The organism is Meiothermus sp. QL-1, from assembly GCF_003351145.1.
Taxonomy (GTDB): Bacteria; Deinococcota; Deinococci; order Deinococcales; family Thermaceae; genus Meiothermus.
On sequence record NZ_QQSV01000007.1, the window covers coordinates 46,108 to 69,288 of the forward strand.

Sequence of the window (23,181 nt, forward strand, 5' to 3'; positions counted from 1 at the left end):
GTCTCTCCTATACGGGGCTGGCACAGGGCAGACCGGCTTCACGCCAGGCCTTGAGGCCGCCCTCGAGCTGCCAGACCTTTTTGTGGCCCAGGTTTTGCAGCGTCTTCAGCGCCTCCTGCGAGCGGTTGCCGCTGCGGCAGTAAAGCAGCACCGGCCGCTCGCGCTCGAGGTACAAAGGCGCCAGCCGCTCCAGCTTGGAAAGGGGCAGCCGAAGCGCTCCGGGCAGCACGCCCTCCGCCCACTCGTGGGGCTCACGCACATCCACCACTTGATAGCGTTCCAGAGTCTGGTAGGCTTCCTTGACGTTCAGGTTCATAGTCCTCCTTCCGTCGGAAAACCCCTGGCCCGGGGCCAGGGGAGCTCAACCTTTCGGACTAGGCCCCCACCAGGGTCCGGGCCGGACCCTTCTCCACCGGGAAGCCCTCCTGCTGCCAGGCCCGGATTCCCCCAGTCAGGTTGATGAGGTTGGTGAAGCCTGCTGCCAAAAGCGCGCTGATGGCAGTAGAGGAGCGGTCGCCCCCCAGGCAGTGCACCACCACCGGCTTGTCCTTGGGGATCTGGTTCAGGTTGCGCATGACCCGACCTGCGTGGAGGTTCAGGGCCCCAGGGATGTGGCCAGCCTGGTACTCATCGGCCCCCCGCACGTCCAGCACCACTACCTCACCCCGCTCCCAGCGGGCCTTGGCTTCGGCCGCGGTAATCTGGGGCACGGTCTCGAGCTCGCCCTTGGCGTAGCCCTCGAGGCCCGGAATGAAGCCCACCACCCGGTCAAGCCCGATGCGGATGAGCTGCTTGACCAACTCCTCCACCCGCTCGGGGCTGGCCAGCAGGACAAGGTCGCGGTCGTAGGGCAGGAGCCATCCGGCCCAGGTGGAGAAATTCTTGCCGGCCGGAATGTTGATGGCACCCTTGAGGTGCCCCCCGGCGAAGGAGAGCTTGTCGCGGGTGTCCACCAGCAGGGCCCCTTCGGCCTGCTTTTGCCAGAAGGCCTCGGGGCTGAGCTGCGCAGGGCGGGGTAGGCTGCCCAGGATGGGCATCCCGTCGCGGTTCATCCGCTTCATCTGGGCGAAGTAGTAGGGTGCCTCGGGCTGGCCCGACAGCAGGGCCTTCACAAAGCCCTCCTCATCGTCTTTGCGCAGGTAGTCGGCCCACCAGGCAAAGCGCCGCTCGTAGCCTACGGTGGTGCTGGCCACCGCCCCCAGGCCCTTGCCGCAGGCGCTGCCGGCCCCGTGGCCGGGCCAGACCTGTATGTAGTCGGGCAGGGTGAGGAATTTTTCCTTCAGGCTCCTATACATCTGCCGCGCCCCGAGTTCGGCGGTTCCCTTGATACCCGCGGCCTCTTCTAGCAGGTCGGGCCGGCCCACATCCCCTACGAACACGAAGTCGCCGGTGAGGAAGTAGCCGGGCTCGCTGGCCACGGCCCCATCCCGCACCAAAAAGCTCAGGTGCTCCGGGGTATGGCCGGGGGTGTGCACCGCGGTGAGGGTAATGTTCCCTACCTTGATCTCGTCGCCATCCTTTAGGAGCTGGTGGTCGTAGCCCTCCAGTCCCCTGTACTTCCAGTTTTCGTCGCCCTCATCGGAGAGGTAGAGCCTGGCCCCGGTGGCCTTGGCCAGCTCGCGGGCCCCAGAGAGATAGTCGGCGTGGATGTGGGTCTCGGTGACCGCCACAATCCTGAGGCCGTTCTTCCGCGCCTCCTCCAGGTAAACCTGGATGTCCCGCCGGGGGTCCACCACGATGGCCTCCCCCGTCGCCTGGCACCCGATCAGGTAGCTGCCCTGGGCCAGACCCTCCTCGTAGATGTGCTTGAAGAGCATGTGCAACCTCCTGGTCGTTAAGATATATCCCCTGGGGGTATTTTGTCAAATACCCCCAGGGGATATCAGGCCCGGCCCTTTAGCATCAGGTTCCAGTACATAAAGGGCAGGCCGTACTTCTTGAGGAGCCACATATCGTAGCGTTCCTTCTGGGTGTTGATGAGGGGCACGGTGGGGTGCCAGACGTTGTCGTAGAGGAACTCGGCCAAAAACATCTTGCCGTAGGCGGTGACCAGGGGGCAGGAGGTGTAGCCGTCGTACTTCTTTTCCGGCGACTTCCCCTTCATCACCGCAAGCAGGTTATCCACCAGCACCGGAGCCTGCTTGCGGATGGCCGCCCCAGTCTTGGAGGTGGGTAGGCTGCTGGCATCCCCCAGGCTGAAGACGTTGGGGAAGCGCACGTGTTGCAGGGTATGCTTGTCCACCTGCACCCAGCCCAAAGGGGTGGAGGGGTCAGCCAAGGGGCTCTGCTTGATGAAGTCAGGGGCACTCTGCGGGGGCACCACGTGCAAAAAGTCGTAGGGAATGCGCACCCGGGGCCTGGGGGCCTGGGGGTTGGCCTTGACCTCGGGGTGGTTGGGGGTGAATTCGAAGACCGCTTCCTTCTTCTCCCCATCCACCGCCACCAGCTCGTGGTGGAAACGGGTGTCGATGCCGTAGCGCGCCACCACCCGGTCCAGCACCGCCTTCACCTCGGGCACCCCGAAGATGGTGGTGCCCGCCGAGCCAAAGATGATCTGGGCATCCTTGGCAAAGCCCTTGCGGCGGGCGTAGTCGGCGGTCAGGTACATGATCTTCTGGGGTGCCCCCCCGCACTTGATGGGGGTGCTGGGCGCGGTGAAGAGGGCCACCCCTCCCTTGAACTGCTGCAGGAAGGCCCAGGTCTTGGGAACCAGGTCGTAGCGGTAGTTGCTGGCCACCCCGTTTTTCCCCAGGGTCTCCTCCAGCCCCTCCACCTTGTGCCAGTCAAGCTGAATGCCCGCTGCCACCACTAAAAACTCGTAGCCTACCTCCTTGCCCCCGCGGGTACGCACCACCTGCTGCGCGGGGTCAATCTCCTCGGCATAGTCGCGAATCCAGCGCACCCCCGGGGGGACATAGCGCTCCTCGGGCCGTACAGTGGCCTCCAGGCTGTAGGCCCCCGCCCCCACCAGCGTCCAGGCCGGCTGGTAGTAGTGCCTTTCCGAGGGCTCTATAATGGCAACGTCCTCTACCCCCCGCCGGCGGAGCTGGGCCGCCACGGTAAGGCCAGCCGTACCCCCACCCACGATCAGAACCCGATGCTGGAGACGCTCCTTGCTGCTGATCTGGAGACCTGTGGTCTTTTCTTCCCGTAGAATCATGGCTTTTTACCTCCTTTGGTCATGGTTATACCCAGGGTAGATATAACCTTCAGTATGAGCAAATGGCGATTTGTTATACTCGACATTACATGTTGGGTCTCTTCACATAACCATGCGCCTCAACCCTCGCTATTTGGTGGTCTTCTGCGTGGTGGCCGAGCTGCGCAGCCTAAGCCGGGCGGCCGAGGTGCTAAACCTGAGCCAGCCTGCGGTCAGCAAGACCCTAAAAGCTCTGGAAGACGCGGTGCGCCAGCCCCTCTACCAGCGCACCTCCCAGGGCATCGCTCTTACCGAGGCGGGCAAGGCCCTGCTCCCTTATGCCTGCGCGGTCAACCGCAGCCTGGCGCATGCCCTGCGCTTCATCGAGGAGAGGCGGCGACGGCGGGTGCTGCGGCTCGAGGTGGGCCTTTCCTGGAGCCTGATCCCCCGATACCAAAACACCCTGTTGGCGTGGGCCAGCAGCCCGGAAGCCCGCTGTGAGTTCCAATTGACCAACGGCACCACCTTAGAGCTTCTGGAGAAGGTCTACCAGCGCGACATCGCCCTGGCTTTGGTGCTGGGCGGCACCGACGACCTGCCCGAACCCCTGATGGCCCACCGCATAAGCAGCGATGAGATGGTGCTGCTGGTGGCCCCCGACCACCCCTGGGCCCAGCTAGGCGGGGTGGCGCTGGGGCAGCTCGAGGGCATGCCCATCCTGGTGCCCCAGCGCAATTCCCGGCTGCGCCTTCGGCTGGAGCAGTTCCTCGAGCGCTACGGGATTGTCCCCTCGCGCCTGGTGGAGTGCGGCAGCCTGTACGGGGTCAAGACCGCGGCTGCGGCCGGGCTGGGGGTGGGACTCTCGAGCCGCTCCTTTGCAGAACCCGAGGTATCGGCCGGGCTGCTGCGCGCCCTTTGGGTGGAGGACGCCGGTTTTACCCTAGGGGTGCACTGGATCTCCTACCCCGAGGCCTCCTTGGACCACGCCACCCGTGAGCAGCTAGGCCACCTGTGGCGCTACCTGAACCCCCCCTAGCTCACCAGCCGCAAACCTGTCGCAAGGCCTCATAGACCCCCACGCCCACCGCCACCGCCAGGTTGAGCGAGCGCCCGCCTGGGCCCGGCATGGGAATACGCACCGCGGGGAACTGCGCCAGCACCTCCGAGGGTAGCCCCCGGCTTTCCGGACCGAAAAGCAGGTAGTCGCCCGACCTGTAGCGCACCGCGGTGTAGGGGATGGAGGCCTTGCTGCTAAACGCCCAGACCCGGGCGGCTGGGGGGAGGCTGCCCAGGAAGGCGGGCCAGGAGTCGTGCAGGGTGCAGTGGGCCACCGCCCAGTAGTCGAGCCCGGCCCGCCGCAGCTCAGCGCTGCCCCAGCGAAAGCCCAAGGGGCGGACAAGGTGGAGTTCAGCCCCCACTGCCGCGCAGGTGCGCAGGATATTGCCGGTATTCTGCGGAATTTCAGGCTGGTAGAGCACCACCCGCAGCATCTCACTCCCGCGCGCGGTACTGGATGACCTCCACCTTCTCCATGGTGATGAGTCCCTCCCGCACCATCTGGTCTAGAGTGGGCAGAAAAGCCGCGATTTTCGCCTCGGTGTCTACAATCTCAACGCACACCGGCAGGTCTTCCGAAAGCTGAAGGATTTTGGCGCTGTGGATGCGGGAATGGGCCCCATACCCCATGAAGCCACGGAAGACGGTAGCCCCGGCCAGACCGGCCCGTTTGGCCTCGAGCACGATGGCCTCGTACAAGGGCCGCCCCTGCCACTTGTCCGACTCCCCCAAGAAAATCCGCACCAGCTTGGCTTCTCCTTCCAGCTTCATACCCACCTCCCAGCCCAGCGGTAGGCCAGCAGAACCAGAGCAAAACCGAGCACCACGCTGCCCACCACGTATAAGAACGCCTTACCCCACTCCCCCTGCTGCACCAGGGTCAGGGTCTCCCAGCTGAAGGTAGAAAAGGTGGTGTACCCCCCCAGCACCCCTACCGCCAGGAAAAGCCGCCACTCCGGGCTCAAAGCCCCCTCCAGGCTCAGGCGGAGGACAATACCGATGAGAAAACTCCCGCTGATGTTGATGAGGAAGGTGCTCCAGGGAAAGCCCGGCCCCATATGCCCCTGCACCCAGGCCCCCAGCCCGTACCGTAGCACGGCCCCGATGGCCCCCCCCAGCAAGACCAGCAGGTAGCGATCCACGCCGAACAGTATCCTGTCTAAAGAAGGCTTTAATCCAGACCCCAGCCTAATTTAAGGCCAGAACCCACATAAACTAAAAGAATGAGGCTTTTTTTCCTGGCGCTAGCCCTTCTGGCAGGCTGCGCTCCTCAAGGTGGGATCGGCGAGGAAAAGCGCCGGGCCTGGGGACTCCAGCCCGTCATAAGCGGCTTCGCCCCGGACCGGGGCGAGGGCGGTCGGTACCGGCTGCGCGAGCGGGTCTATTTCAGCTTCAGCCTGAGCCAGCCCGGCTACATAACCCTGGTTACCATGGACGCCGACGGCACCACGGTGGTGCTCGAGCAAAACCTGCCGCTTTCCGCCGGCCGGCACACCCTTCCTCTGGCCACCGACCGCACTGCCCAGGGTCAGGCGGCCTACCTGGTGGTGCCCCCCCTAGGGCCTTCCCGCTTCCGGCTTCTTTACACCGACTTGCCGGTGACCCGGCAGGACCTGTTCCGGGGCCGGCTGAGCCCGGAGGCCTTCGACCTGCACACCCGGGCCTATCTGGCCGAAGCCCGGGTGCGCGACGCAGCCGAGACCTGGATGGAGGCGGTGGCCCAGTGAAGTCCTGGCTCTGGCTACCCATGGGCCTCGCACTGGCGAGCTGCGGCCCCAGCGCGCCCCAAGGCCCCCTTCAGCTAAGGCCCAACGCGGTGGTGCTCTCGGCGGAGGAGGTGGACGCGGTCACCCCCACCGAGATGCGCGTCCAGACCGACAAGGAACTCTTTAGCGGACAGGTGGTGATCAGCGACGAGGGGGAGGGGCTGGTACGCCGGATCACCGAGGCCACCCTCACCGGAGGCCAGGTGGGGGGCCAGGCGGTGCGGAAGTTCTATCTCAGGACCGAGGAGGCTTCCCTTGAGGAGGCCGTGGCCTCGGGCGAGGTTACTTTGCAAACCGACCTGACCATCGGTGAGGCCAACATGGCGCGGGCCCTGGAGGGGGTAAGCGTGCAGGAATTCACCGGCAGGATCAACCTGACCAACGTTCGCTTCGAAATTCCCAATGTTCCCGAAGGCCGGGTGGTCCTCAACGGTTTCATCGAGCAAACCCTCAAGCCCAGCTTTCAGCTCAAGTTCAGCCAGGGCAGCCTGGAGACCTTTCGGGCCGGTGTGGTGGGAAACCTAAAGGCCCAGATCACCGCAAGCATAGAGGCCAATGCCAGCTACAGCCCCTTCAGCGCGAGCCGGGAGCTGGCTGCTTGGAACCTGAAGCGGGTCTTCCTGGTGGGCAATGTACCGGTGGTGGTGGTGCTGCAACCCAGGCTGGTCGCCGGGGTGAGCAGCCAGGCCGGCGGCAAGGTGGGGGTATCGGTGGGCATCGCCCCCACCTTCGCCACCAACCTCCAGCTCGACTACAGCCGGCTCCGCCCCCTCGAGACCCGCTGGCAGAACACCTTCAACGCCAGCTTCGCCCTCAACCCCAGCTTCAACTACGCCACGCCGGTAGAGGGAAGGGGCAGCGCCTTTGCCGGCGTGGTGCTAGACGTCAAGTTCTACGGGGTGGCCGGGCCCAGCCTCGAGGCCCGCCCGTTCATCAGCCTGAGCCTAAATGGCAGCTCGGCCAACCTCAAAAGCGGCATCCTCGGCAAAAGCCAGGTTGAGGCCGGGTTCAGGGTGCTGGGCAGGGGGCTGGAAACGCGCTACGAGGGGCCCAGCCTCGAGGAAGCCCGTACCTTTAGCTGCCAGGCCCCCAGCACCTGCAGCGTCAATTGACGCCTTGCGCAAAGCCTCTGCAGGCCTAAAAATACCCGAGGTGTTCGCCTTTACCCTCCTTGCCCGCTCGGGCCGCGCCCGCCGAGGGCGTTTTTCCACCCCCCACGGCACGGTGGAGACCCCCCTCTTCATGCCGGTGGGCACCCAGGGCAGCGTGAAGGGCCTTACGCCGCGGGAACTGGAGGAGGTGGGTTCCCAGATTATTCTGGGCAACACCTACCACCTCTTGCTGCGGCCCGGGCCGGAGCGGGTGCGGGCCCTGGGCGGGCTGCATGGGTTCGCCGCCTACCAGGGCCCTTGGCTCACCGACTCAGGGGGCTTTCAGGTGATGAGCCTGGGCGAGCTGCGCCGGATCAGCGAGGAAGGGGTTACCTTCCGCAGCCACCTGAATGGGGAGCTGGTCACCCTCACCCCTGAGCGCAGCATAGCGGTGCAGGAGGCCCTGGGGGCCGACATCATCATGGCCTTCGACGAGTGCCCCCCCTACCCGGCCGAACCCACCTACCTGCGGGCCTCCATGGAGCGCACCCTGCGCTGGCTCGAGCGCTCCCTTAAAGCCAAGACCCGCCCCGACCAGGCCCTGTTCGCCATCGCCCAGGGGGGCACCGACCCCGGGCTGCGCCGGGCCAGCACCGAGGCCACCGTGGCCTTCGGCACCCCGGGCTTTGCCATCGGTGGCCTGGCGGTGGGCGAGCCCAAGGAGGCCATGTACGCGGCGGTGGAGCTTTCCACCCGCCTCCTGCCCGAGGACAAACCCCGCTACCTGATGGGGGTGGGCCACCCCGAGGACCTGGTGGCGGCGGTGGCCTTGGGGGTGGATATGTTCGACTGCGTCTACCCCACCCGCACCGGGCGCTTCGGCTATGCCTTGGTTCCCGAGGGGCGGCTCAACCTCAAGCTAAGCCGCTTTCTGGACGACCCCAGGCCCCTCGAGCCCGGGTGCGACTGCTACGCCTGCACCCAGTTCAGCCGGGCCTACCTGGCCCACCTGGTGCGGGCCGGGGAGCTTTTGGCCCCGAGGCTCCTCTCGCTGCACAACCTGCGCCACCTGCACCGGCTGATGGAAAGGGCCCGCCAGGCTATTCAGGAGGGGGCCTACGGCGCTTTCGCCCGTGAGTTTGCCGAGCGGCGCTTCGGCCAGATACCCGACTGGTTTCGCTACGCCCTAGAGGCGGGGGGCCACTGGCCCTAGGGGGGCTAAAATACGAACCATGCTGGACGAGCAGACGCGGGCCCTAGCCCAGGAGGTGCGGGCGCTGCTGGGCCGGGGCCTCGAGGCCCTGGCCAAGGCCGGGCTGGAGGCCGCTCCACTTCAACAGGCCCTGCTCGACCTGGAAGGGCCGTTTCTCCTGGTTGTGGCCGGGGAGTTCAACAGCGGCAAGTCTTCCCTCATCAACGCCCTTCTAGAAGGGGACTTCCTCAAAGAAGGGGTCACCCCCACCACCGACCGCATCTACCTGATAGGCTACGGCCCCGAGCCCCGGCTCGAGCCCCAAAGCCCTGGCCTGGTGCACCTTAACCTGCCCCACCCCCTCCTGAAGGAGGTGCGGCTGGTGGACACCCCGGGCACCAACGCCATTCTGCCGCACCACCAGCTTCTCACCGAAAGGTTTCTGCCCCGGGCCGACCTAATCCTCTTCCTCACCAGCGCTGACCGCCCCCTTACCCAATCTGAGGCCGACTTCCTGCAGTTCATCCAGGCCTGGGGCAAGAAGGTGGTGCTGGTCATCAACAAAATCGACCTGCTCACCGAGGCCGAGCAGGAGGAGGTCGAGGCCTACGTACGTAAAGGGGTCGAAAAAACCCTGGGGCACCCACCGCCCGTCTTCAGGGTCTCCGCCCGGCAAGCGCGGCGGGGCGAGAGAGCGGGAAGCGGGGTCCTGGCCCTGGAGGCCCACATCCAGCGGGTGCTGGCCGAGGACTCCGCCCGCCTCAAGCTGGGTTCCCCCCTCGGGGTTCTCCTCCGGCTCCTGCAGGAAGGCACATCCCAGCTAAAAGTCCAAAAAGCCGAGACAGAGCAGCGCTTCTCCGCCTGCCGCGAGCTCGAGCAGATGCTCCAACGGCACGAGGAGCGCACCCGCCGCGACTTCCAAGGGCAGGTGGCCCTGAGCCTACGGGTGGTAGAGGAGGTGCGCGAGCGGGGGGAACGCTGGCTGGACGAGAAGGTGCGCCTCTCCCGCTTCTTCGAGCTCTTGCAGTCCCAAAAGCTCAAGCAAAGCTTCCTCGAGGAGGTGGTGCGGGGGGCCAATCAGGAGATCGAGCGGCGGGTGATGGAGGCCCTGCGCTGGTTGGCCCGGCGCGAGCGCGAGCTTTTGGAGGACGCCCTTACCCTCCTACGCGAGGCCCCAGGGCCCTATCCCAGCCCCCCAAGGGACCAAGAAGAGCTCACCGTCAACCTGGAAGAAGCCCTGCGCAGCTTCGACGCCGAGGCCGAGGCCAACCACCTGCGCGACTACATCCAGGAAAGCCTGCGCGGCACCGCCCTGGCCGAGGTAGGGGTGGTGGGCCTGGGGCTCACCTTTTTGCTGGTGGTGCAGAAGATCGCCCTCGACATCCTGGGCATAGTGGCCACGGTCTTCGGGGCCATCCTGGCCACCTCCATCCTGCCCAGGCGCAAGGAAGCGGCCAAGGCCCGGCTGCGCGAGCGGCTTTCCGAGCTCAGAGCCAGCCTGGAGCGGGCTTTAGAGGAAACCCTCCGGGCCGAGCTGGAGCAAAGCCGCGGGCGTTTCCAGCGGCTTTACCAAGCCCCTTGCGCGCGGCTGGAAGCCCAACTCAAAGGGCTTCAGGAGCATCTGGACGGGCTTCAAGTCCTGGAGCAGGAAGCCCAGAGGCTGCAGCAAAAGCTGGGCCTTGGGCAGGGGTCCCTTCATCGGCTAGGCTAGGGGCTATGACCCACCTTGCTGAAACCCTCCGCCAAGACTTCCCCCTCCTGGCCCGCCATCCCCATCTGGTCTACCTCAACTCCGCCGCAACCAGCCAGAAGCCCCAGCGGGTCATCGAGGCCATCGAGCGCTACTACCGCGAGCAGAACGCCAGCATCCACCGGGGTGCTTATGCCCTCTCAGCCCAGGCCAGCGAAGCCTACGAAAATGCCCGCCGCACCCTGGCCCGCTTCATCGGGGCCGAGCCCCACGAGATCATCTTCGTGCGCAACACCACCGAGGCCCTGAACCTGGTGGCCTATGCCTGGGGCCTGCGCCACCTGCGCCGGGGGGATGTGATCCTGCTCACCGAGATGGAGCACCACGCCAACCTGGTCCCCTGGCACCTGGTGGCCGAGCACACCGGCGCTGCCATCCGGGCCATCCCCCTGCGGCCCGACGAGGGGGTGCTGGAGTTGGAAGCCCTGGCCCAGCTCCTCGACGAGCGGGTGCGGGTGGTGAGCCTCACCCACGTCTCCAACGTGCTGGGCACGGTCAACCCGGTGGCCGAGGTGGCCCGCGCGGCCAAGGCCGTGGGGGCGCTGGTGGTGGTGGACGGGGCCCAGGCCGCCCCCCACAAGCCCGTGCGGGTGCGGGAGCTGGGGGCCGACTTCTACGCCTTCTCCGGCCACAAGATGCTGGGGCCCACGGGAATCGGGGTGCTCTGGGGGCGGAGAGAGGTGCTGGAGGGGCTGGGCCCCTTCCTGGGGGGTGGGGGGATGATCGAGGAGGTTTACGTAGACCGCTCCACCTACGCCGCCCCCCCGGCTCGTTTCGAGGCCGGCACCCCGCCGGTGGCCGAGGCCATCGGGCTGGCGGCAGCGGCGGAGTACCTGCTAGAACAGGGGCTGGAAAACATCTGGCAGCACGAGCAGGCCCTGCTCCACCACGCCCTGAAGCGCCTGGAGGAAGAGCTGCCGGAGGTGCGCACCTTTGGCCCCAAAGGCGTGGCGCGCAGCGGGGTGGTGCCCTTCGTACTGAAAGGGGTGCACGCCCATGACGTGGCCACCGTGCTGGACCAGCACGGCATCGCAGTGCGGGCCGGCCACCACTGCGCCCAGCCGCTGCACCGCCGCCTGGGGGTACCCGCCACCGTGCGGGCCAGCTTCTACCTCTACACCACCCAGGAGGAGGTGGACCGCTTCATCGAGGCCCTAAAGGAGGTGCGGGCCTTCTTCAGGGGCTGGTTTTGAAGGTCCGCAGTAGCTCTGAGGGGGGCTGCGGGCGCCCAAACCAGTAGCCCTGCCCCAAGGCGCAGCCTGCCTCCCGAAGCCAGGCCGCCTGCTCTGGGCGCTCTATGCCCTCGGCCAGGCACAGAAGCCCCAGATTACGGGCAAGGGTAATGACGCTGTGCAGCAAGGCCTCGGCCTTGCGGCTCTCGCCGATGCGCTGGACGAAGCGCCGGTCGATTTTTATCAGGTCTATGGGCAGCTCGCTCAGATAGGCAAGCGAGGAGTAGCCGCTGCCGAAGTCGTCCAGGGCTATCCGAACCCCCCGGGCCCGCAGGGCCGCCAGCCGCTTGCGCACCCGTTCGGGGTCGTCCAAAAGCACGCGCTCGGTGACCTCGAGCCAGAGCTGGCCCCTTCTGAAACGGAAACGGCGCAGCCAGGGCAAAAACCGGTCGTCCAGCAGGGTCTTGGGCGAGAGGTTGAGGGCCAGCCGCAGCGGCACACGAACCGCCCCTAGGGCCTGGCGAATCATCAACCGGTCGAGGCGCTGAATGAGCCCGGCCTCCTCGGCCAAAGGGATGAACTGCTCCGGCGCTCCCCCCTCCCAGCGGGCCAGGGCCTCGAGCCCCCACCAGCGCCCGTCCTCCAGCCACACTATGGGCTGGAAATGGGGGGCTATCTGCCCCTGCCCCACGGCCGCGCGCAGCCGCTGGAGGGCTTCTAAGCGCAGCCCGGCGTCCTGGTCCAGCAGGGGGGTATACCCCACCCAAAGCTGCCCCGTGCGCTTGGCCTGGTACATGGCCACATCCGCCGCCCGCATCAGCTCGGCCAGGCTTTCCCCGTGCAGGGGATAGTAGGCCGAGCCCGCACCCAGGCTCAGGTGCAAGACCCGCTCCGCCACCCAAAAAGGAGCCTCGAGGATGCCCTGAAGTAGGCGCAAAAGCTCCCCCTCCTCCAGCCAGCCCCCCAGCAACACCACGAACTCGTCCCCCCCCACCCGGGCCACCAGGCCCCCTGGCGCGAGCCGGCGGAGCCGCTCGGCCACCTGCTGGATGAGCTGGTCGCCCGCAGGGTGGCCGTAGGCGTCGTTGACCATCTTGGTCTCGTTCAGGTCCAGGTAGAGCAGGGTGGCCCGCTGGCCGGGCTGGAGGAAGGCCCCAGCTTTTTGCGCTAAGCCGGCGCGGTTGAGCAGCCCGGTCAGGGGGTCGTGGTAGGCCAGGTACTCCACCTGCTGGCGGGCCCTTTTGCGCTCGGAGATGTCCTGCACCATGGCCAGCGCCAGCCCCTCCTGGGGCAGGGCCAGGGCGGTGGTCTCGGCCTCCAGCAGGCTCCCGTCCATCCGGTGGAGGGGCTGCTCTACCCAGGGCAGCTCAGGCAGACCTCGGCGCAGGGCCTCGACCCGGGCCAGGTTGCGGGCCACGTTCTCCCCCACCCAAAGCTGCTCCAGCGAGAGCCCCTCCAGCCTCCCCCCCAAAAGCTCCTCCATCCGGGGGTTGGCGTAGCGAATGCCCAAAGCATCCAGCTCGAAGAGAAAGACCCCCACCGGCAGGTGCTCGACCAGGGCGCGAAAGCGCTGCTCGCTTTGGGCTAGGGTGGCGTGGGTCTGGATGCGCTCGAGGGTGGCCTGCAGCAGCGCCGTGGCCCCCTCGACCAGCTCCAGATCGGCCTCGTCCAAGCGGCGCTCCTCCTCCACGTTCACCGTGCCCACCACCCGGCCCCCTAAGCGGATCGGCACAAAGAGGGCCGAGCAGACCCGGTCGCTCACCACCAAAAACGCCGGGTCCTGCAAGGGGTCCTGGAGCAGGATGGACTCCCCCGAGAGGAAGCAGCGGCTGGTCAGGCCCTGGCCTAAAGGGATTCGGGAGTAGCCCAGGGGGTAGCCCCGGTGGTGCCGGGCCACCAGGACCTTACCCTCCTGGAAATAGGCTGCCACCAAAGCGTAGCCGAAGCTCTCGTAGAGCTCATCCACGAAGTACCGCACGGCCTCCTCGGCCAACTGGACCGACAGCAGCTTGCGCGAAAGGGCATAAAGCAGCTCCAGGCGGCGGGCCTGGGCCGAGGTCTGAAGGCGCAGGCGCAGGTTGTCGGCCTGGGCCGAGGCCAGGCGGCGAGCGGCCAGGGTGCGCTCCAGAAAGAGGCTCACCCCGCTGCCCACCGCCTGCAGAATCTCCAGGTCGGCGGGGCCCAGCCGGCGGGTGGTGCTCTCCACGTTGAGCACCCCGATGGTCTGCCCCCCCACCCTGAGGGGGATGGCCACGTCGGAGAGAATCCCCGGCATGGGGTAGACGAAGTCTGGGTCCTGCGCAGCGTCTTCAACCAGCACCGGCTGGCCGGAAAGCACACAGCGGGCCATGACGCCCTTGCCGATGGGCACCCGCTCCAGCCACTGGGCGTAGCCCACCTGGTGCTGCAAAACCAGCTCGTCGCCCTGGCGCAAATAGATGGAGACCAGGTTGTAGCCAAAAGCCTCGGCCACAATCTCCACAGAGCGCCGGATGGCCGTGGCAACATCGATAGGACCAGAGAGGTCGCGGCTCAGCTTGAGCAAGAGCTCGAGCTGTTCCTGAACAAAGCGCTCCAGGGTCTCCAGCTTCTCCCCGGCCTCCAGCCGCCCCTCCAAAATCCGGCCGGCCAAGCAGAAGAAGGCCTCTTCCCCAGGCCGCCAGGTCCGTGACCGCCGGTCGGCCATCAGGAGTCCTCCCCGGGGCCCAAGCGGGGCCTCGAGCCAGCTCAAAAAGCCCGCCCGTCGCAGCTCATCAGCGCCGAGCCCCAGGGGCCCCTCCACCCCCTCCTCGGCCCACACGACCAGCGGCACAGGGTGAGGATTCCGGCGGTACAGGCAGGCCCACTGCACCCCAAGCCCCCGGGCCAGCCGGGCCAGCATTGCCTCCAGGCCGCCCTCCAGGGCCGCCTCCAACAGCGCCCTGAGGAGCTGGGGGTCCCCCACGCGGGCAAGAAGGCGCTTCAGGGGCTCCCTGCACAAGACCGGACTGCGACCATCCCCCATCCTTCTAAAGCCTCGCCCTTACAGACGCCTCCATAGCCCCGATGGTAAGACCCCACCCCCGGGAGGGATGTGACTTTTGACTCCAACCTCCCTCCCACCTTCGCTTGCTACCCTTCCCCCAGCCCTGGGAAAACCCCGGGGCGGAAAAGGAGGAAAGCGATGAAGACGAAGCTTATCTGGATTCCCCTTCTTCTAGGTCTGGCCCTGGCCCAGCCCACCCCGCAAACGCCCACCATGCCCTTCGAGCAGCACCGGACCTGGCGCCTGACCCAGCAGGCCGCCCAGGAAGTGGCCAAGGCCCAGGCCGCCAGGGCCTACCTGCAAAACCTGAATTTGGCCCAGCGCCCCGAGTGGCTGGCCCAGGCCGACGCCCTGCTCAGCCAGGCCCAAAGCGAGATGCAGTCCGGCAACCTCTTCGCCGCCCGCGAGCGCGCCGATGCGGCCAAGAAGGTGTACGAGGCAGCCCTGAGGCTCAACTACGTCTGGATGCCAACGAAAAGAGGCCCCCGCGCCGGCTGGGAGTACAGCGAAATCTACCGCGCCCAGGATCGGATAGGCCGGCTCGAGGCCGAGCTCGGCTACTACCGCAACAACAACCCCGCGGTGCAGAGCCTACTGATGGCGGCCAGGACCCTGCAGAGCACCCGACCCGATGTTGCCCGCAAGCTGGCCGATGCCGGACTCGATGTAATCCGGGCCGACCGCGGCTTCTAGGATAGACTGCTGCTATGCTCCCTGTTGGCCTCCTGCTCCTGGCGCTCACCCAGCCCCTCCTCCCCGGCCCCCCGGGGGGGAGGCTGGGCCTGGAGCAGGCCCTCGAGGTGGCCCAGCGCTACTTAGAACAGCGCCCAGAACCCTACAAGGCCGAACTCAAGTACAAAAGGAGGGAGGGCTGGCTGGTCTGGGAGTTCCGCCTGGGGGGGTTTGAGGTCTGGGTGGACGCCCAGAATGGCCGGGTCAACTACCTGCGCCCTCGCCCCATTCCCCCCCACGCCCGCCGGCCCCACCTGCCTTTCCAGCAGGCTCTAAGCCTGGCCAGAACCCTGGTGCCCCAGGTGGAGAAGCTGGAGCTTAAGCCCAAGGAGGGCCTTTTGATCTGGGAGGTCCGCGGCGGGCCCCAGGAAATCTGGCTGGATGCCCAAAGCGGCCGGGTGTTGCGAAGAAACCCCTGAACCATGAGGATTCTTCTGGTCGAAGACAACAAGCGGGTGGCAGAGCTGGTGCAGGAAGTGCTGCAGGCCCAGGGCTGGGCCACCGACGTCGCGAACCTGGCCCAGGAGGGCCAAGGGCTTTTGGAAAGCTTCCCCTACGACCTGCTGGTCTTGGACCTGGGCCTGCCCGACGGGGACGGGCTGGCGCTGCTGCGCCATCTGCGGCAGGCCGGCAGTAAGCTCCCTGTCCTTATCCTCACCGCCAAGGATGCGCCCGAGCAGCGCGTCGAGGGGCTCGAGGCCGGCGCGGACGACTACGTGGTGAAGCCCTTCCACACCGGGGAATTGGTGGCCCGGGTGCGGGCTCTGCTGCGGCGGGCCAAGGGGGAGGCCAGCAACCGCCTGAAGGTGGGACGGCTCGAGCTGGACCTGGAGCTGCGCCGAGCCTGGTGGGAGGGCAAAGCGGTGCAGCTTTCCGGGCGGGAGTACGCCCTGCTCGAGTTCCTGGCCCTTCACCCGGAGGGCTACTACCCCCGCGAGGTGCTGCTGGAAAAGTGCTGGCCAGGTGAGGCTTGCGTTGAGCCCCGCACGGTGGACACCTACATACGCTACCTCCGGCGCAAGCTGGCCGACGAGGCCATCGAGACGGTGCGGAACCTGGGGTACCGCTTTCTGGGATGAGCCTTCGGCTGCGCCTGACCCTGTTTTCGGCCCTGCTGGTGGGCCTGGTGCTCCTGGGAGCCGGAGCCTGGCTGCGGCTGGGCCTGGAACAGCGCCTGCTGGCCCGGCTGGACCAGGAACTGGCCTCGGCCCTTGACCTGGCCCGCCCGCTGGTGGGGCGGGATCCCCAGGACGGCCAGTTTCGCCTCCGCCCTGACCAAAGCCTGGAGGCGCTGCCCCACCTGCTGCCCGAACTTACCCTGTTGCTGGTGGAGACCCAGGGCACCTGGGACGCCCTGGGCCACCTGCCCCCGCCCTCGGTGCTGGCCCGGCTGGCCCGACCGGCCGCGGGGTACTTCAACCAGGACGGCTACCGCCTGCTGGGGGAGCCGGTGGAGCCCGGGCTGTACCTGCTGGCCGCCTTACCGCTGGAAGCGGTGACGGGCCCCCTGGCCTCCCTGGACAGCCTTTTGCAGCGTCTGCTGCCCCTTTCGGTGCTGCTAGCCTTGCTCTTGGGGTACGGGCTGAGCGCCAAAGGCCTGGCCCCCGCCGACCACCTGACCCGCGCCGCCCTCCGGCTGGCCGAGCACCGCGACTGGCAGGCCCGGCTGCCCGAGCCCCGCAGCAAAGATGAGCTCTGGCGTCTAAGCCGGGCGGTCAACCACCTGCTGGACGCCCTGCAAAGGGTCATCGAGCGAGAGCGGCGCTTCAGCCAGGACGCCTCCCACGCCCTCCGCACCCCTCTTACCATCCTGATAGGCCGGCTGGAGCAGCTGCCCGAAAGCCCAGCGGTCCTCGAAGCCCGCCGCAGCGCCGAGGAGCTCAGGACCCTGGTGGAAAAACTCCTCCTGCTGGCACGGGCCGAGGCCGGGGGGCTCCGCTTCGAGCAGCTGGAGCTCGACGCCCTGGCCTTCGAGCAGGCCGAGGCCATCCGCCCGCTCCTGGAAGCCAAGGGCCTGGAGCTGGTCCTGGAGCTACCTTCCAACCCCCTGTACGTCCGGGGAGACGCCACCGCCCTCAAGGCAGCCCTGCAGGCCCTGCTGGAGAACGCGCTCAAGTTTACCCCGAAGGGCCAGGTGGGGGTGCGGGTCTGGGCCGAGCGGGGGGCCTGCCTGGAGGTCTGGGACACCGGGCCCGGCCTGGGGGAGGCCGCAGAGAGCCTGCTCTTCGAGCGGTTCTACCGGGGGCGCCACAGCCTGGAGGGCAGCGGGCTCGGTTTGGCCCTGGTGGCAGCGGTGGTGCGCTGGCACGGGGGGGAGGTCTGGGCCCGGGGAAGGAAGGGGGGAGCCCGGGTGGGGTTCCGCCTGCCGCTAGACTAGAGCCTGCGGCGGCTCAGGTCGGCCAGCAGCGCCCGCGCTGCATTTCGCCCGCTGGCGCCCATGATGCCCCCGCCCGGGTGGGTGCTGGCCCCGGTCAGGTAAAGCCCCCGGATGCCGGGAAAACGGTAGCCGTGCGCCCCCAGCCAGGGCCGCAATAGGAACATCTGGTCGGGGCCCATCTCCAGGTGCATCACGTTGCCCATGGGCATGGCAAAGGTCTGCTCGAGCCAAAGCGGGGTCTGCACCAGCTCGGCCACAATCTTTTGACGAATCTCGGGGTCGTAGCGCTCAAAGCTGCGCAGGATGGCCTCGCGGGCCTCCTCTGCCCGCTCCTCCCAGCTCCCCCGGGCCAGCCGATAGGGGTAGTACTGGGCCCAGAGCCAAAGCGTCTCCCCCCCCGGGGGAGCCAGGCTCTCATCCACCGCGCTGAAGCTCATGGCGATAAGAGGAGGGTCGCGCGTGGGCTCCCCTGCCAGGTACTCGCCGTAGGCCCGGCTGAGCTGCTCCTCCCCGGTGATGAACAGACCCAGCCCCACCCGGGCCTCCGGGCCCGGATGGGCGGGGTAGCGCAACGGCTCTGAAAGCCCCAGCCGCAGCACCATACCGAACCCGTTCCCCACCCGCAGGCCCCGGGCCTCCTCCGGCACCCGACTGGAGGGCAGCAGCTCCAGGGTCTTCAGGATGTGGGCCCCGGCCAGCACCGCCCGCGCGCTCACCCCTTCCCCGCCTTCCAGGCGCAGCCCCACCGCCCGGGCCCCCTCCAGCACTACCTGGGCCACTGGACGCCCCAGGTGCACCTCCCCTCCCCGGGCCTCGATGGCCCGCACCAGGGCTGCGGTCAGCCCCCCCGAACCGCCCCGCGGGCGGGCGATGCCCCCCACATGGTAGAGGGGGTGCCAGAGCAGGAAGGGGGCCGAGAGGGGCTCGGTGGGGGGTGGACCGGACTGCGCGGCCATCCAGACCAAAGGGGCCCGCACCCGCTCCTCGCGGAAGTAGGCCCGCGCCACCTCGCCATAAGGGCGCAGAATCTGGGCAAGCCGCCGCCGCCAGTCGCGCATGAAGCCCTGGCCCAGGAGGAACTTTCGCCCCAGCTCGAGCGGGCCCGGGCTGCTCAGGAACACCTCCTTCACCGCCTGGGCAAAGGGCAGCCAGTCGGCCAGAAAACGCCGGTAGGCCTCCCCCTCCCCAGGGTAACGCCCCTCCAGCTCGGCTATGGTGCGCTCGGGGTCGCGCCAGATGAACCAGCTCTCCTCCCCATTCGAGCAGTGGAAGAGGGGGTCGAGCTCGAGGTACACCAGCCCATAGCGGTAAAGCTCCAGCTCCTCTGGGATCGGGGTGAGGCGGATCAGGATGTGGGCGCTGCCGCCTAGGTCAAAGCGAAACCCGGCGTAGTCCACCGTGGAGACCGCGCCCCCTGCCACCTCCCGCCGCTCAAACACCCCTACCTTGTAGCCCGCCCGGGCCAGGTAAGCGGCCGCCACCAAGGCGTTGTGCCCCGCCCCGACCACCGCCACGTCGTAGTCTGGCATACGCCTGCATCATACCCGCGGCGCTAGCCCCCCCGGAGCCACAGGGCCTTGGGCAGAAGTAGGGCCCGCTCGTAGGGGGAAAGCGAGGCCCGGCGCGAGAGGTTGTCCCAGCCCAGAAGCTCGAGCTTGTCCAGAATCCCCTGGTACTGCAAGGCCGCCAGGGCCACCGCCCCCCGCCCGTTGCGCAAATACTCCAGCCCCGCCAAACCCTCCCGGTAAAGCCGCCGGGCCTCCTCGGCCAGCTCGCGCATCAGCCGGACATAGCGGGGGGTGACCCGACCCTGGTAAAGCTCCTCTAAGGCCACCCCGTGCTTGCGCATGAGCTCGGCCGGCAGATAAACCCGGCCCCGCCCCAAATCCTCTCCCACATCGCGCAGGCAGTTGGTGAGCTGCATGGCCTGGCCCAGCCGAACCGCCGCCTCCCGACCCTCCGGGCCAGCCCCCCCAATAGGGGCTATCATCAGCCCCACCGTGCCGGCCACCCGGTAGCAGTAGGTGTAAAGCTCAGCCAAAGTCTCCAGCCGCACCAGCCCCAGGTCGGTCTGGAAACCCTCCCGCATATCGGCGAAAGCTTGCTTGGGAATGGGCCAGCGCTCCAAAGCCCAGGCCAAGGCTACCTCCCAGTCCTTCCACGGGGTCCCGGCGTAAGCGCGCTCAATGCCCGCCCACCAGGCGGCCAGCTCCGCCTCAGGGTAGGGGGACTCGTCCACCGCGTCGTCCCCAACCCGGCAGGCGGCGTACACCGCCCAGGCCCCCCTGCGGGCCTCGCCCCGAAAGAGCAGGCTGCCGTAGTAAAAGGTCGCTGAGTGGCGGCGGATGACCGCCGATACCGCCTGCCAGTTGGGTTTCATACCGCGCCTCCTTTCAAAGCTGGCTTCAGCATCCAATACCGGCCTGTCAAGTGACTTTTGTCCCTGCCACAAACCCCACCAGCCTCTCCCGCCTTCCCTCCACCCTGAAGCCCCCCTCCCCTAGCTGCTCGAGCAGCCCGGAGAGGGTGGGAAAGCGCAGCCCGGTTCGCTCCAAAAACCGCTGCAAGGGGCCCTCGCTCCGGTGGGCGAACATCACCCAAAGCCGCCCTCCAGGCCGTAGCACCCTGTACATCTCCTGCACAACCTTGCCGGGCTCCTCAAACTCGTTCCAGCTTCCCCCCACCACCACCCCGTCCAGGGCCTCGTCGGGCAGGGGGATGGCCTCCGCGCAGGCCAGCAGGGGCACAAAGCCAGCGTAGGAGCGGGCCTTGTGGTGGGCCACCCGAAGCATGGCCGGCGAGCAGTCCAGGGCGTACACCCGGGCCGCCCCCGCTGCCAGCAAGGCCCGCGCGTAGAGGCCGGTGGCGCAGCCCAGGTCGAGGAAAAGCCCTCCCTCCACCGGGGCCACGGCCTGGCGCATCAGCGCCAGCTCCTCCTCCAGAGGAAAAGGGCGGCCCGAGAGCAGGCTGAGCGCCCGCACCCGCCAGAGCTCGTACCCCCAGGCGGTCAGGGAGCTGCGGTTGACCCAGGCGGCCAGCGAGCGCGAGCACCCTGGAACCATTCCCGAACTTATACAACTCATACCCATACAATCCCCAAAATCTTGACGTAAGTTATACAGCCTGCTAGGATGACCTGCAAGGTGAAGGAAGCATGCGCAAGGAGCTAGGGGTCTACAGCATCGCTGAGGTGGAGGAGCGCACAGGGCTTTCTGCTGCCCTTTTGCGCCAGTGGGAGCGGCGCTACGGCTTCCCCAAGCCCGAGCGCTCGCCCGGTGGACACCGCCTCTACAGCGAGACCGACCTCGAGGCCCTGCGCCAGATCAAGGAGTGGATCGCCGAGGGCATCACCCCGGCCCAGGCCGTGCGGCGTTACCTGGAGAGCCTGGTGCAGGAGGGCCCCCGCCCCCCTGAGCGGCTTTCCCTGGAGTTGGAGGAGGCCTTGCTGCGGGCCGATACCGAAGGCGCCGAGCGGGTCCTCTCCGAGGCCTACCGGCTGCATCCTCTGGAGGTGGTGATCCTCGAGGTCATCTCCCCCTGCCTCAAGCGAATCGGGGACGGCTGGCACGCTGGGCGGGTCAGCACCGCCCAGGAGCACTTCGCCAGCACCTACCTGCGCGGCGCTCTGCAGGGGCTGTTCAACCTGATGGGGGGCTCTTTGGGGCCGGTGGTGGTGGTCTCCACCCTGCCGGGCGAGCCGCACGAGCTGGGGGGATTGATCGCTGCGCTGCTGCTGCGCCGGGCCGGCTACACTGTGCACTACCTGGGCCCCAACACCCCTCTTTCCGACCTGCGCTCCTTCGCCGAGCGCACGGGGGCCCGGGCCATCGTGCTCTCCGCGGCGCAATCGGTGTACCTGGAATCCCTGCCCCCCAAGGCCCTGCAGGGCCTGGCCCCGCTGGTGGTGGTTGGGGGGCCGGCCGCCGCCCAGCACCCCCACCTGGTGGAGCGGCTGGGGGCTCGCTACCTGGGCAACAACCCCCGGGAGCTGGCTGAGCGGCTGGCCGCGACGCTTAGGGAGGAGGGGCTATGGTGAGGCATCTTCTTGCACTAAAGGAGGCCGTATGAAGAGGGTACGCAGAAAAGAGGTCATCTACCGCGCCGGCGACCGGGCCGAGGCCATCTACCAGCTCGAGCGGGGCCTGGTGCGGATCGTAGAGATCCTGCCCGATGGGCGGCAGCTCACCCTGCGGCACGTGCTGCCGGGGGACTACTTCGGCGAGGAGGCCCTCTCGGAAAGGCAGTACCGCTATACCGCCGAGGCCCTGACCGAGGCCGCCGCCTGCGCCCTTGACCCAAGGGCCCTATCCAACGACGACCTGCGGGCCCTGGCGGCCAACCTGGCCTGCCAGATGGCGCAGGTGCAGGCCTACGAGACCCACCTGCAGTGGGGCGAGCTGCGCAGCCGCATCTGCCGCTACCTGCTCTATCTCGCGGGTACCGCGGCCCAGGGGCAGGACGAGCGGGGGGTGTACGTCACCGCCAGCCACGAGGAGATCGCCGACGCCACCGCCTCCACCCGCGAGTCGGTGAGCAAGCTGCTCTCCGACCTGCGCCAGGAGGGTCTGCTGGATACCGGCTACCGCAAAATCTACCTGGTGGACCGCCAGCGCCTGGAGCTCGAGGCCGAACATCGCCTGCTGCAAGCGGTCTGAGGGTGGGGTATGAGGGTCCTCCTCGTAGGAGGCAGCGGCTACGTGGGCACCCACCTGGCCCGCCACCTTCTGCAGCTAGGGCACCAGGTGACGGTGGCCTCCCGGCGCGGTGAGGGCCCCCTGAAGGTACGCTACGTGGTGGCCGACGCGGCGCGGGGGGAGGGGCTGGACGAGGCTGCGCGGGGCCAGGAGGCCCTCATCTACCTGGTGGGCATCATCCGCGAGCGGGGCGACCAGACCTTCCACCAGGCGCATGTGGAGGGGGTGCGCCATGCGCTGGTGGCGGCCCAGCGCGCGGGCATCCGACGCTTCGTGCACATGTCGGCCCTGGGCGCTACCCGCGGCACGGGCATCCGCTACTTCGAGACCAAGGCCCTGGGGGAGGAGCTGGTGCAGCAATCCGGGCTGGACTGGACTGTTCTGCGCCCCAGCCTCATCTTCGGCGAGGGGGACGAGTTCTTCGGCAAAATCCTAAGGGGGCTGGTGACCGCTCCCCTGCCCTTCATTCCCCTGATCGGCGACGGGCGCTTCCCCTTTCGCCCCATCTGGGTGGGCGACGTGGCCGCGGCCTTTGCCCAGGCTCTGGAGAGGCCCTCCACCTTCTACCGCAGCTACAACCTGGTGGGGCCCAAGGAGTACACCTTCCGCCAGCTCCTGCTGCTGGTGCGCGAGGCCCTGGGCTCTCGCAAGCCCTTGCTTTCCATCCCCCTGGCCCTCATGGACCTGCTGGTGCCCCTCCTTTCTCCCCTCCCCTTCAGCCCCATCACCCTTGACCAGTACCGCCAGCTCAAGCTGGGCAACACGGCCAACCCCACCTACATGCGCCAGGCCTTTAGCCTGGAGGAGCGCAGCCTGGAGGCAGAACTGCCAGTCATCCTGAAGCGCCGGCGCCAGCCGGCTGCATAGTCTGGAATACGGTTGAAAAAGCCAGAGGGGGCTATCCTGGGGGCCGATGGAGTCTCCCCGTCCTCTTTTGCTGCGGTTTCCCGGCCCTTCCAGCCCCCTCCTCCGCTTTGAGCAGACCCCACCCCAAAACCGCGAGGGCCTCTACAGGCTCTGGCAGGAGCTGGCCCCCCTGGTGCGCCGCGCCGACCCAGCCCGCTATGTGGCCGTGGAGCAGGCCCTGAAAGAGGACCTTCCCTTTTCCGTGCTGGTCCTGTATGTTTTTCGGGAATGCCGGCGGGCCCTGGAGCCCACCCGCTCCCACCGACGGGCCGCCGAGTAGT

General features: G+C 67.6%; 24 protein-coding genes. 14 read left to right on the plus strand and 10 right to left on the minus strand.

Going from position 1 to position 23,181, the window contains the following annotated elements:
- Window positions 1-7 precede the first annotated feature (7 nt).
- The 3 genes from DV704_RS08525 to DV704_RS08535 form a co-directional block, all read right to left on the minus strand.
- Window positions 8-316 carry a rhodanese-like domain-containing protein gene (locus DV704_RS08525; RefSeq protein ID WP_114799156.1) on the minus strand — a complete coding sequence of 103 codons (309 nt, stop codon included), beginning with the start codon at window positions 314-316 and terminating at the stop codon, window positions 8-10.
- A 58-nt stretch (window positions 317-374) separates the two neighbouring features.
- Entirely contained in the window at window positions 375-1,817 is a 1,443-nt protein-coding gene (locus DV704_RS08530; protein WP_114799157.1) for an MBL fold metallo-hydrolase, read from the minus strand.
- A gap of 65 nt (window positions 1,818-1,882) precedes the next feature.
- The gene (locus tag DV704_RS08535; RefSeq protein ID WP_114799158.1) at window positions 1,883-3,160 is read right to left on the minus strand and encodes an FAD/NAD(P)-binding oxidoreductase; all 1,278 of its coding nucleotides are present in this window, start codon (window positions 3,158-3,160) and stop codon (window positions 1,883-1,885) included.
- A 112-nt stretch (window positions 3,161-3,272) separates the two neighbouring features.
- On the opposite strand from DV704_RS08535, the gene DV704_RS08540 reads away from it, so the two are divergent.
- Window positions 3,273-4,175 (plus strand): LysR family transcriptional regulator, encoded by a 903-nt coding sequence (locus DV704_RS08540; protein ID WP_114799159.1) that lies wholly within the window; start codon window positions 3,273-3,275, stop codon window positions 4,173-4,175.
- A 1-nt stretch (window position 4,176) separates the two neighbouring features.
- Here the strand turns inward: DV704_RS08540 and DV704_RS08545 are convergent, their stop codons facing one another.
- Genes DV704_RS08545 through crcB form a run of 3 tightly spaced genes read right to left on the minus strand, consistent with a single transcriptional unit; the run spans window position 4,177 to window position 5,337 of the window.
- The gene (locus DV704_RS08545) at window positions 4,177-4,629 is read right to left on the minus strand and encodes a tRNA (cytidine(34)-2'-O)-methyltransferase (protein WP_114799160.1); all 453 of its coding nucleotides are present in this window, start codon (window positions 4,627-4,629) and stop codon (window positions 4,177-4,179) included.
- Window position 4,630: 1 nt separating this feature from the next.
- Window positions 4,631-4,966, minus strand: coding sequence for a DUF190 domain-containing protein (locus tag DV704_RS08550; RefSeq protein WP_114799161.1), 336 nt, complete (start codon window positions 4,964-4,966; stop codon window positions 4,631-4,633).
- Complete coding sequence (gene crcB, locus DV704_RS08555) at window positions 4,963-5,337, minus strand: fluoride efflux transporter CrcB (RefSeq protein WP_114799162.1); 375 nt, start codon at window positions 5,335-5,337, stop codon at window positions 4,963-4,965. The genes DV704_RS08550 and crcB overlap by 4 nt, the downstream gene beginning before the upstream one ends.
- An 81-nt stretch (window positions 5,338-5,418) precedes the next feature.
- On the opposite strand from crcB, the gene DV704_RS08560 reads away from it, so the two are divergent.
- From DV704_RS08560 to DV704_RS08580, 5 genes are read left to right on the plus strand one after another with little or no spacing between them, the layout of a single operon-like run.
- Window positions 5,419-5,922, plus strand: a complete 504-nt coding sequence (locus DV704_RS08560; RefSeq protein ID WP_114799163.1) for a DUF4384 domain-containing protein — start codon at window positions 5,419-5,421, stop codon at window positions 5,920-5,922.
- Window positions 5,919-7,073 (plus strand): hypothetical protein, encoded by a 1,155-nt coding sequence (locus DV704_RS08565; RefSeq protein ID WP_147279601.1) that lies wholly within the window; start codon window positions 5,919-5,921, stop codon window positions 7,071-7,073. The genes DV704_RS08560 and DV704_RS08565 overlap by 4 nt, the downstream gene beginning before the upstream one ends.
- 40 nt (window positions 7,074-7,113) lie before the next feature.
- Complete coding sequence (gene tgt, locus DV704_RS08570) at window positions 7,114-8,265, plus strand: tRNA guanosine(34) transglycosylase Tgt (protein WP_114799165.1); 1,152 nt, start codon at window positions 7,114-7,116, stop codon at window positions 8,263-8,265.
- A 19-nt stretch (window positions 8,266-8,284) separates the two neighbouring features.
- Complete coding sequence (locus DV704_RS08575; protein WP_114799166.1) at window positions 8,285-9,955, plus strand: dynamin family protein; 1,671 nt, start codon at window positions 8,285-8,287, stop codon at window positions 9,953-9,955.
- Window positions 9,956-9,960: 5 nt separating this feature from the next.
- Window positions 9,961-11,187 (plus strand): SufS family cysteine desulfurase, encoded by a 1,227-nt coding sequence (locus DV704_RS08580; protein ID WP_114799167.1) that lies wholly within the window; start codon window positions 9,961-9,963, stop codon window positions 11,185-11,187.
- Here DV704_RS08580 and DV704_RS08585 read toward each other — a convergent pair.
- A complete protein-coding gene (locus tag DV704_RS08585; protein WP_114799168.1) occupies window positions 11,171-14,170 on the minus strand; it encodes an EAL domain-containing protein in 3,000 nt (999 codons plus the stop codon). The genes DV704_RS08580 and DV704_RS08585 overlap by 17 nt on opposite strands.
- A gap of 159 nt (window positions 14,171-14,329) precedes the next feature.
- On the opposite strand from DV704_RS08585, the gene DV704_RS08590 reads away from it, so the two are divergent.
- From DV704_RS08590 to DV704_RS08605, 4 genes are read left to right on the plus strand one after another with little or no spacing between them, the layout of a single operon-like run.
- Window positions 14,330-14,884: a hypothetical protein gene (locus tag DV704_RS08590; RefSeq protein ID WP_114799169.1), complete on the plus strand. Its 555-nt coding sequence runs from the start codon at window positions 14,330-14,332 to the stop codon at window positions 14,882-14,884.
- Between the two features lie 14 nt (window positions 14,885-14,898).
- Window positions 14,899-15,342 carry a PepSY domain-containing protein gene (locus DV704_RS12320; protein WP_233498304.1) on the plus strand — a complete coding sequence of 148 codons (444 nt, stop codon included), beginning with the start codon at window positions 14,899-14,901 and terminating at the stop codon, window positions 15,340-15,342.
- A 3-nt stretch (window positions 15,343-15,345) separates the two neighbouring features.
- Window positions 15,346-16,002 (plus strand): response regulator transcription factor, encoded by a 657-nt coding sequence (locus tag DV704_RS08600; protein ID WP_114799170.1) that lies wholly within the window; start codon window positions 15,346-15,348, stop codon window positions 16,000-16,002.
- The gene (locus DV704_RS08605) at window positions 15,999-17,300 is read left to right on the plus strand and encodes a cell wall metabolism sensor histidine kinase WalK (RefSeq protein WP_114799171.1); all 1,302 of its coding nucleotides are present in this window, start codon (window positions 15,999-16,001) and stop codon (window positions 17,298-17,300) included. Before DV704_RS08600 ends, DV704_RS08605 begins: the two co-directional genes overlap by 4 nt.
- On the opposite strand, the gene DV704_RS08610 is transcribed toward DV704_RS08605, so the two are convergent.
- The 3 genes from DV704_RS08610 to DV704_RS08620 are packed head-to-tail and all read right to left on the minus strand — an operon-like array spanning window position 17,297 to window position 20,362.
- Window positions 17,297-18,829, minus strand: a complete 1,533-nt coding sequence (locus DV704_RS08610; protein ID WP_114799172.1) for an NAD(P)/FAD-dependent oxidoreductase — start codon at window positions 18,827-18,829, stop codon at window positions 17,297-17,299. The two genes, DV704_RS08605 and DV704_RS08610, sit on opposite strands and share 4 nt — an antisense overlap.
- 23 nt (window positions 18,830-18,852) lie before the next feature.
- On the minus strand, window positions 18,853-19,680 hold the full coding sequence (locus DV704_RS08615) for a phytoene/squalene synthase family protein (RefSeq protein WP_114799173.1): 828 nt from the start codon (window positions 19,678-19,680) through the stop codon (window positions 18,853-18,855).
- 46 nt (window positions 19,681-19,726) lie between these two features.
- Window positions 19,727-20,362: a class I SAM-dependent methyltransferase gene (locus DV704_RS08620; protein WP_233498305.1), complete on the minus strand. Its 636-nt coding sequence runs from the start codon at window positions 20,360-20,362 to the stop codon at window positions 19,727-19,729.
- Between the two features lie 92 nt (window positions 20,363-20,454).
- Here DV704_RS08620 and DV704_RS08625 point away from each other — a divergent pair, with 92 nt between their 5' ends.
- The 4 genes from DV704_RS08625 to DV704_RS08640 are packed head-to-tail and all read left to right on the plus strand — an operon-like array spanning window position 20,455 to window position 23,180.
- Window positions 20,455-21,336, plus strand: a complete 882-nt coding sequence (locus DV704_RS08625; RefSeq protein ID WP_114799175.1) for a MerR family transcriptional regulator — start codon at window positions 20,455-20,457, stop codon at window positions 21,334-21,336.
- A gap of 28 nt (window positions 21,337-21,364) precedes the next feature.
- On the plus strand, window positions 21,365-21,955 hold the full coding sequence (locus DV704_RS08630) for a Crp/Fnr family transcriptional regulator (protein WP_114799176.1): 591 nt from the start codon (window positions 21,365-21,367) through the stop codon (window positions 21,953-21,955).
- 9 nt (window positions 21,956-21,964) lie between these two features.
- Window positions 21,965-22,861 carry a complex I NDUFA9 subunit family protein gene (locus DV704_RS08635; RefSeq protein WP_114799177.1) on the plus strand — a complete coding sequence of 299 codons (897 nt, stop codon included), beginning with the start codon at window positions 21,965-21,967 and terminating at the stop codon, window positions 22,859-22,861.
- Window positions 22,862-22,907: 46 nt separating this feature from the next.
- The gene (locus DV704_RS08640; protein ID WP_114799178.1) at window positions 22,908-23,180 is read left to right on the plus strand and encodes a hypothetical protein; all 273 of its coding nucleotides are present in this window, start codon (window positions 22,908-22,910) and stop codon (window positions 23,178-23,180) included.
- Window position 23,181: the final 1 nt, after the last annotated feature.

Coding starts and splice junctions, on each gene's coding strand:
- DV704_RS08525 (WP_114799156.1), bottom strand. CDS start 316: ATGAACCTGAACGTCAAGGAAGCCTACCAGACTCTGGAACGCTATCAA.
- DV704_RS08530 (WP_114799157.1), bottom strand. CDS start 1,817: ATGCTCTTCAAGCACATCTACGAGGAGGGTCTGGCCCAGGGCAGCTAC.
- DV704_RS08535 (WP_114799158.1), bottom strand. CDS start 3,160: ATGATTCTACGGGAAGAAAAGACCACAGGTCTCCAGATCAGCAGCAAG.
- DV704_RS08540 (WP_114799159.1), top strand. CDS start 3,273: ATGCGCCTCAACCCTCGCTATTTGGTGGTCTTCTGCGTGGTGGCCGAG.
- DV704_RS08545 (WP_114799160.1), bottom strand. CDS start 4,629: ATGCTGCGGGTGGTGCTCTACCAGCCTGAAATTCCGCAGAATACCGGC.
- DV704_RS08550 (WP_114799161.1), bottom strand. CDS start 4,966: ATGAAGCTGGAAGGAGAAGCCAAGCTGGTGCGGATTTTCTTGGGGGAG.
- DV704_RS08560 (WP_114799163.1), top strand. CDS start 5,419: ATGAGGCTTTTTTTCCTGGCGCTAGCCCTTCTGGCAGGCTGCGCTCCT.
- DV704_RS08575 (WP_114799166.1), top strand. CDS start 8,285: ATGCTGGACGAGCAGACGCGGGCCCTAGCCCAGGAGGTGCGGGCGCTG.
- DV704_RS08580 (WP_114799167.1), top strand. CDS start 9,961: ATGACCCACCTTGCTGAAACCCTCCGCCAAGACTTCCCCCTCCTGGCC.
- DV704_RS08585 (WP_114799168.1), bottom strand. CDS start 14,170: ATGGGGGATGGTCGCAGTCCGGTCTTGTGCAGGGAGCCCCTGAAGCGC.
- DV704_RS08590 (WP_114799169.1), top strand. CDS start 14,330: ATGAAGACGAAGCTTATCTGGATTCCCCTTCTTCTAGGTCTGGCCCTG.
- DV704_RS12320 (WP_233498304.1), top strand. CDS start 14,899: ATGCTCCCTGTTGGCCTCCTGCTCCTGGCGCTCACCCAGCCCCTCCTC.
- DV704_RS08600 (WP_114799170.1), top strand. CDS start 15,346: ATGAGGATTCTTCTGGTCGAAGACAACAAGCGGGTGGCAGAGCTGGTG.
- DV704_RS08605 (WP_114799171.1), top strand. CDS start 15,999: ATGAGCCTTCGGCTGCGCCTGACCCTGTTTTCGGCCCTGCTGGTGGGC.
- DV704_RS08610 (WP_114799172.1), bottom strand. CDS start 18,829: ATGCCAGACTACGACGTGGCGGTGGTCGGGGCGGGGCACAACGCCTTG.
- DV704_RS08615 (WP_114799173.1), bottom strand. CDS start 19,680: ATGAAACCCAACTGGCAGGCGGTATCGGCGGTCATCCGCCGCCACTCA.
- DV704_RS08620 (WP_233498305.1), bottom strand. CDS start 20,362: ATGGTTCCAGGGTGCTCGCGCTCGCTGGCCGCCTGGGTCAACCGCAGC.
- DV704_RS08625 (WP_114799175.1), top strand. CDS start 20,455: ATGCGCAAGGAGCTAGGGGTCTACAGCATCGCTGAGGTGGAGGAGCGC.
- DV704_RS08630 (WP_114799176.1), top strand. CDS start 21,365: ATGAAGAGGGTACGCAGAAAAGAGGTCATCTACCGCGCCGGCGACCGG.
- DV704_RS08635 (WP_114799177.1), top strand. CDS start 21,965: ATGAGGGTCCTCCTCGTAGGAGGCAGCGGCTACGTGGGCACCCACCTG.
- DV704_RS08640 (WP_114799178.1), top strand. CDS start 22,908: ATGGAGTCTCCCCGTCCTCTTTTGCTGCGGTTTCCCGGCCCTTCCAGC.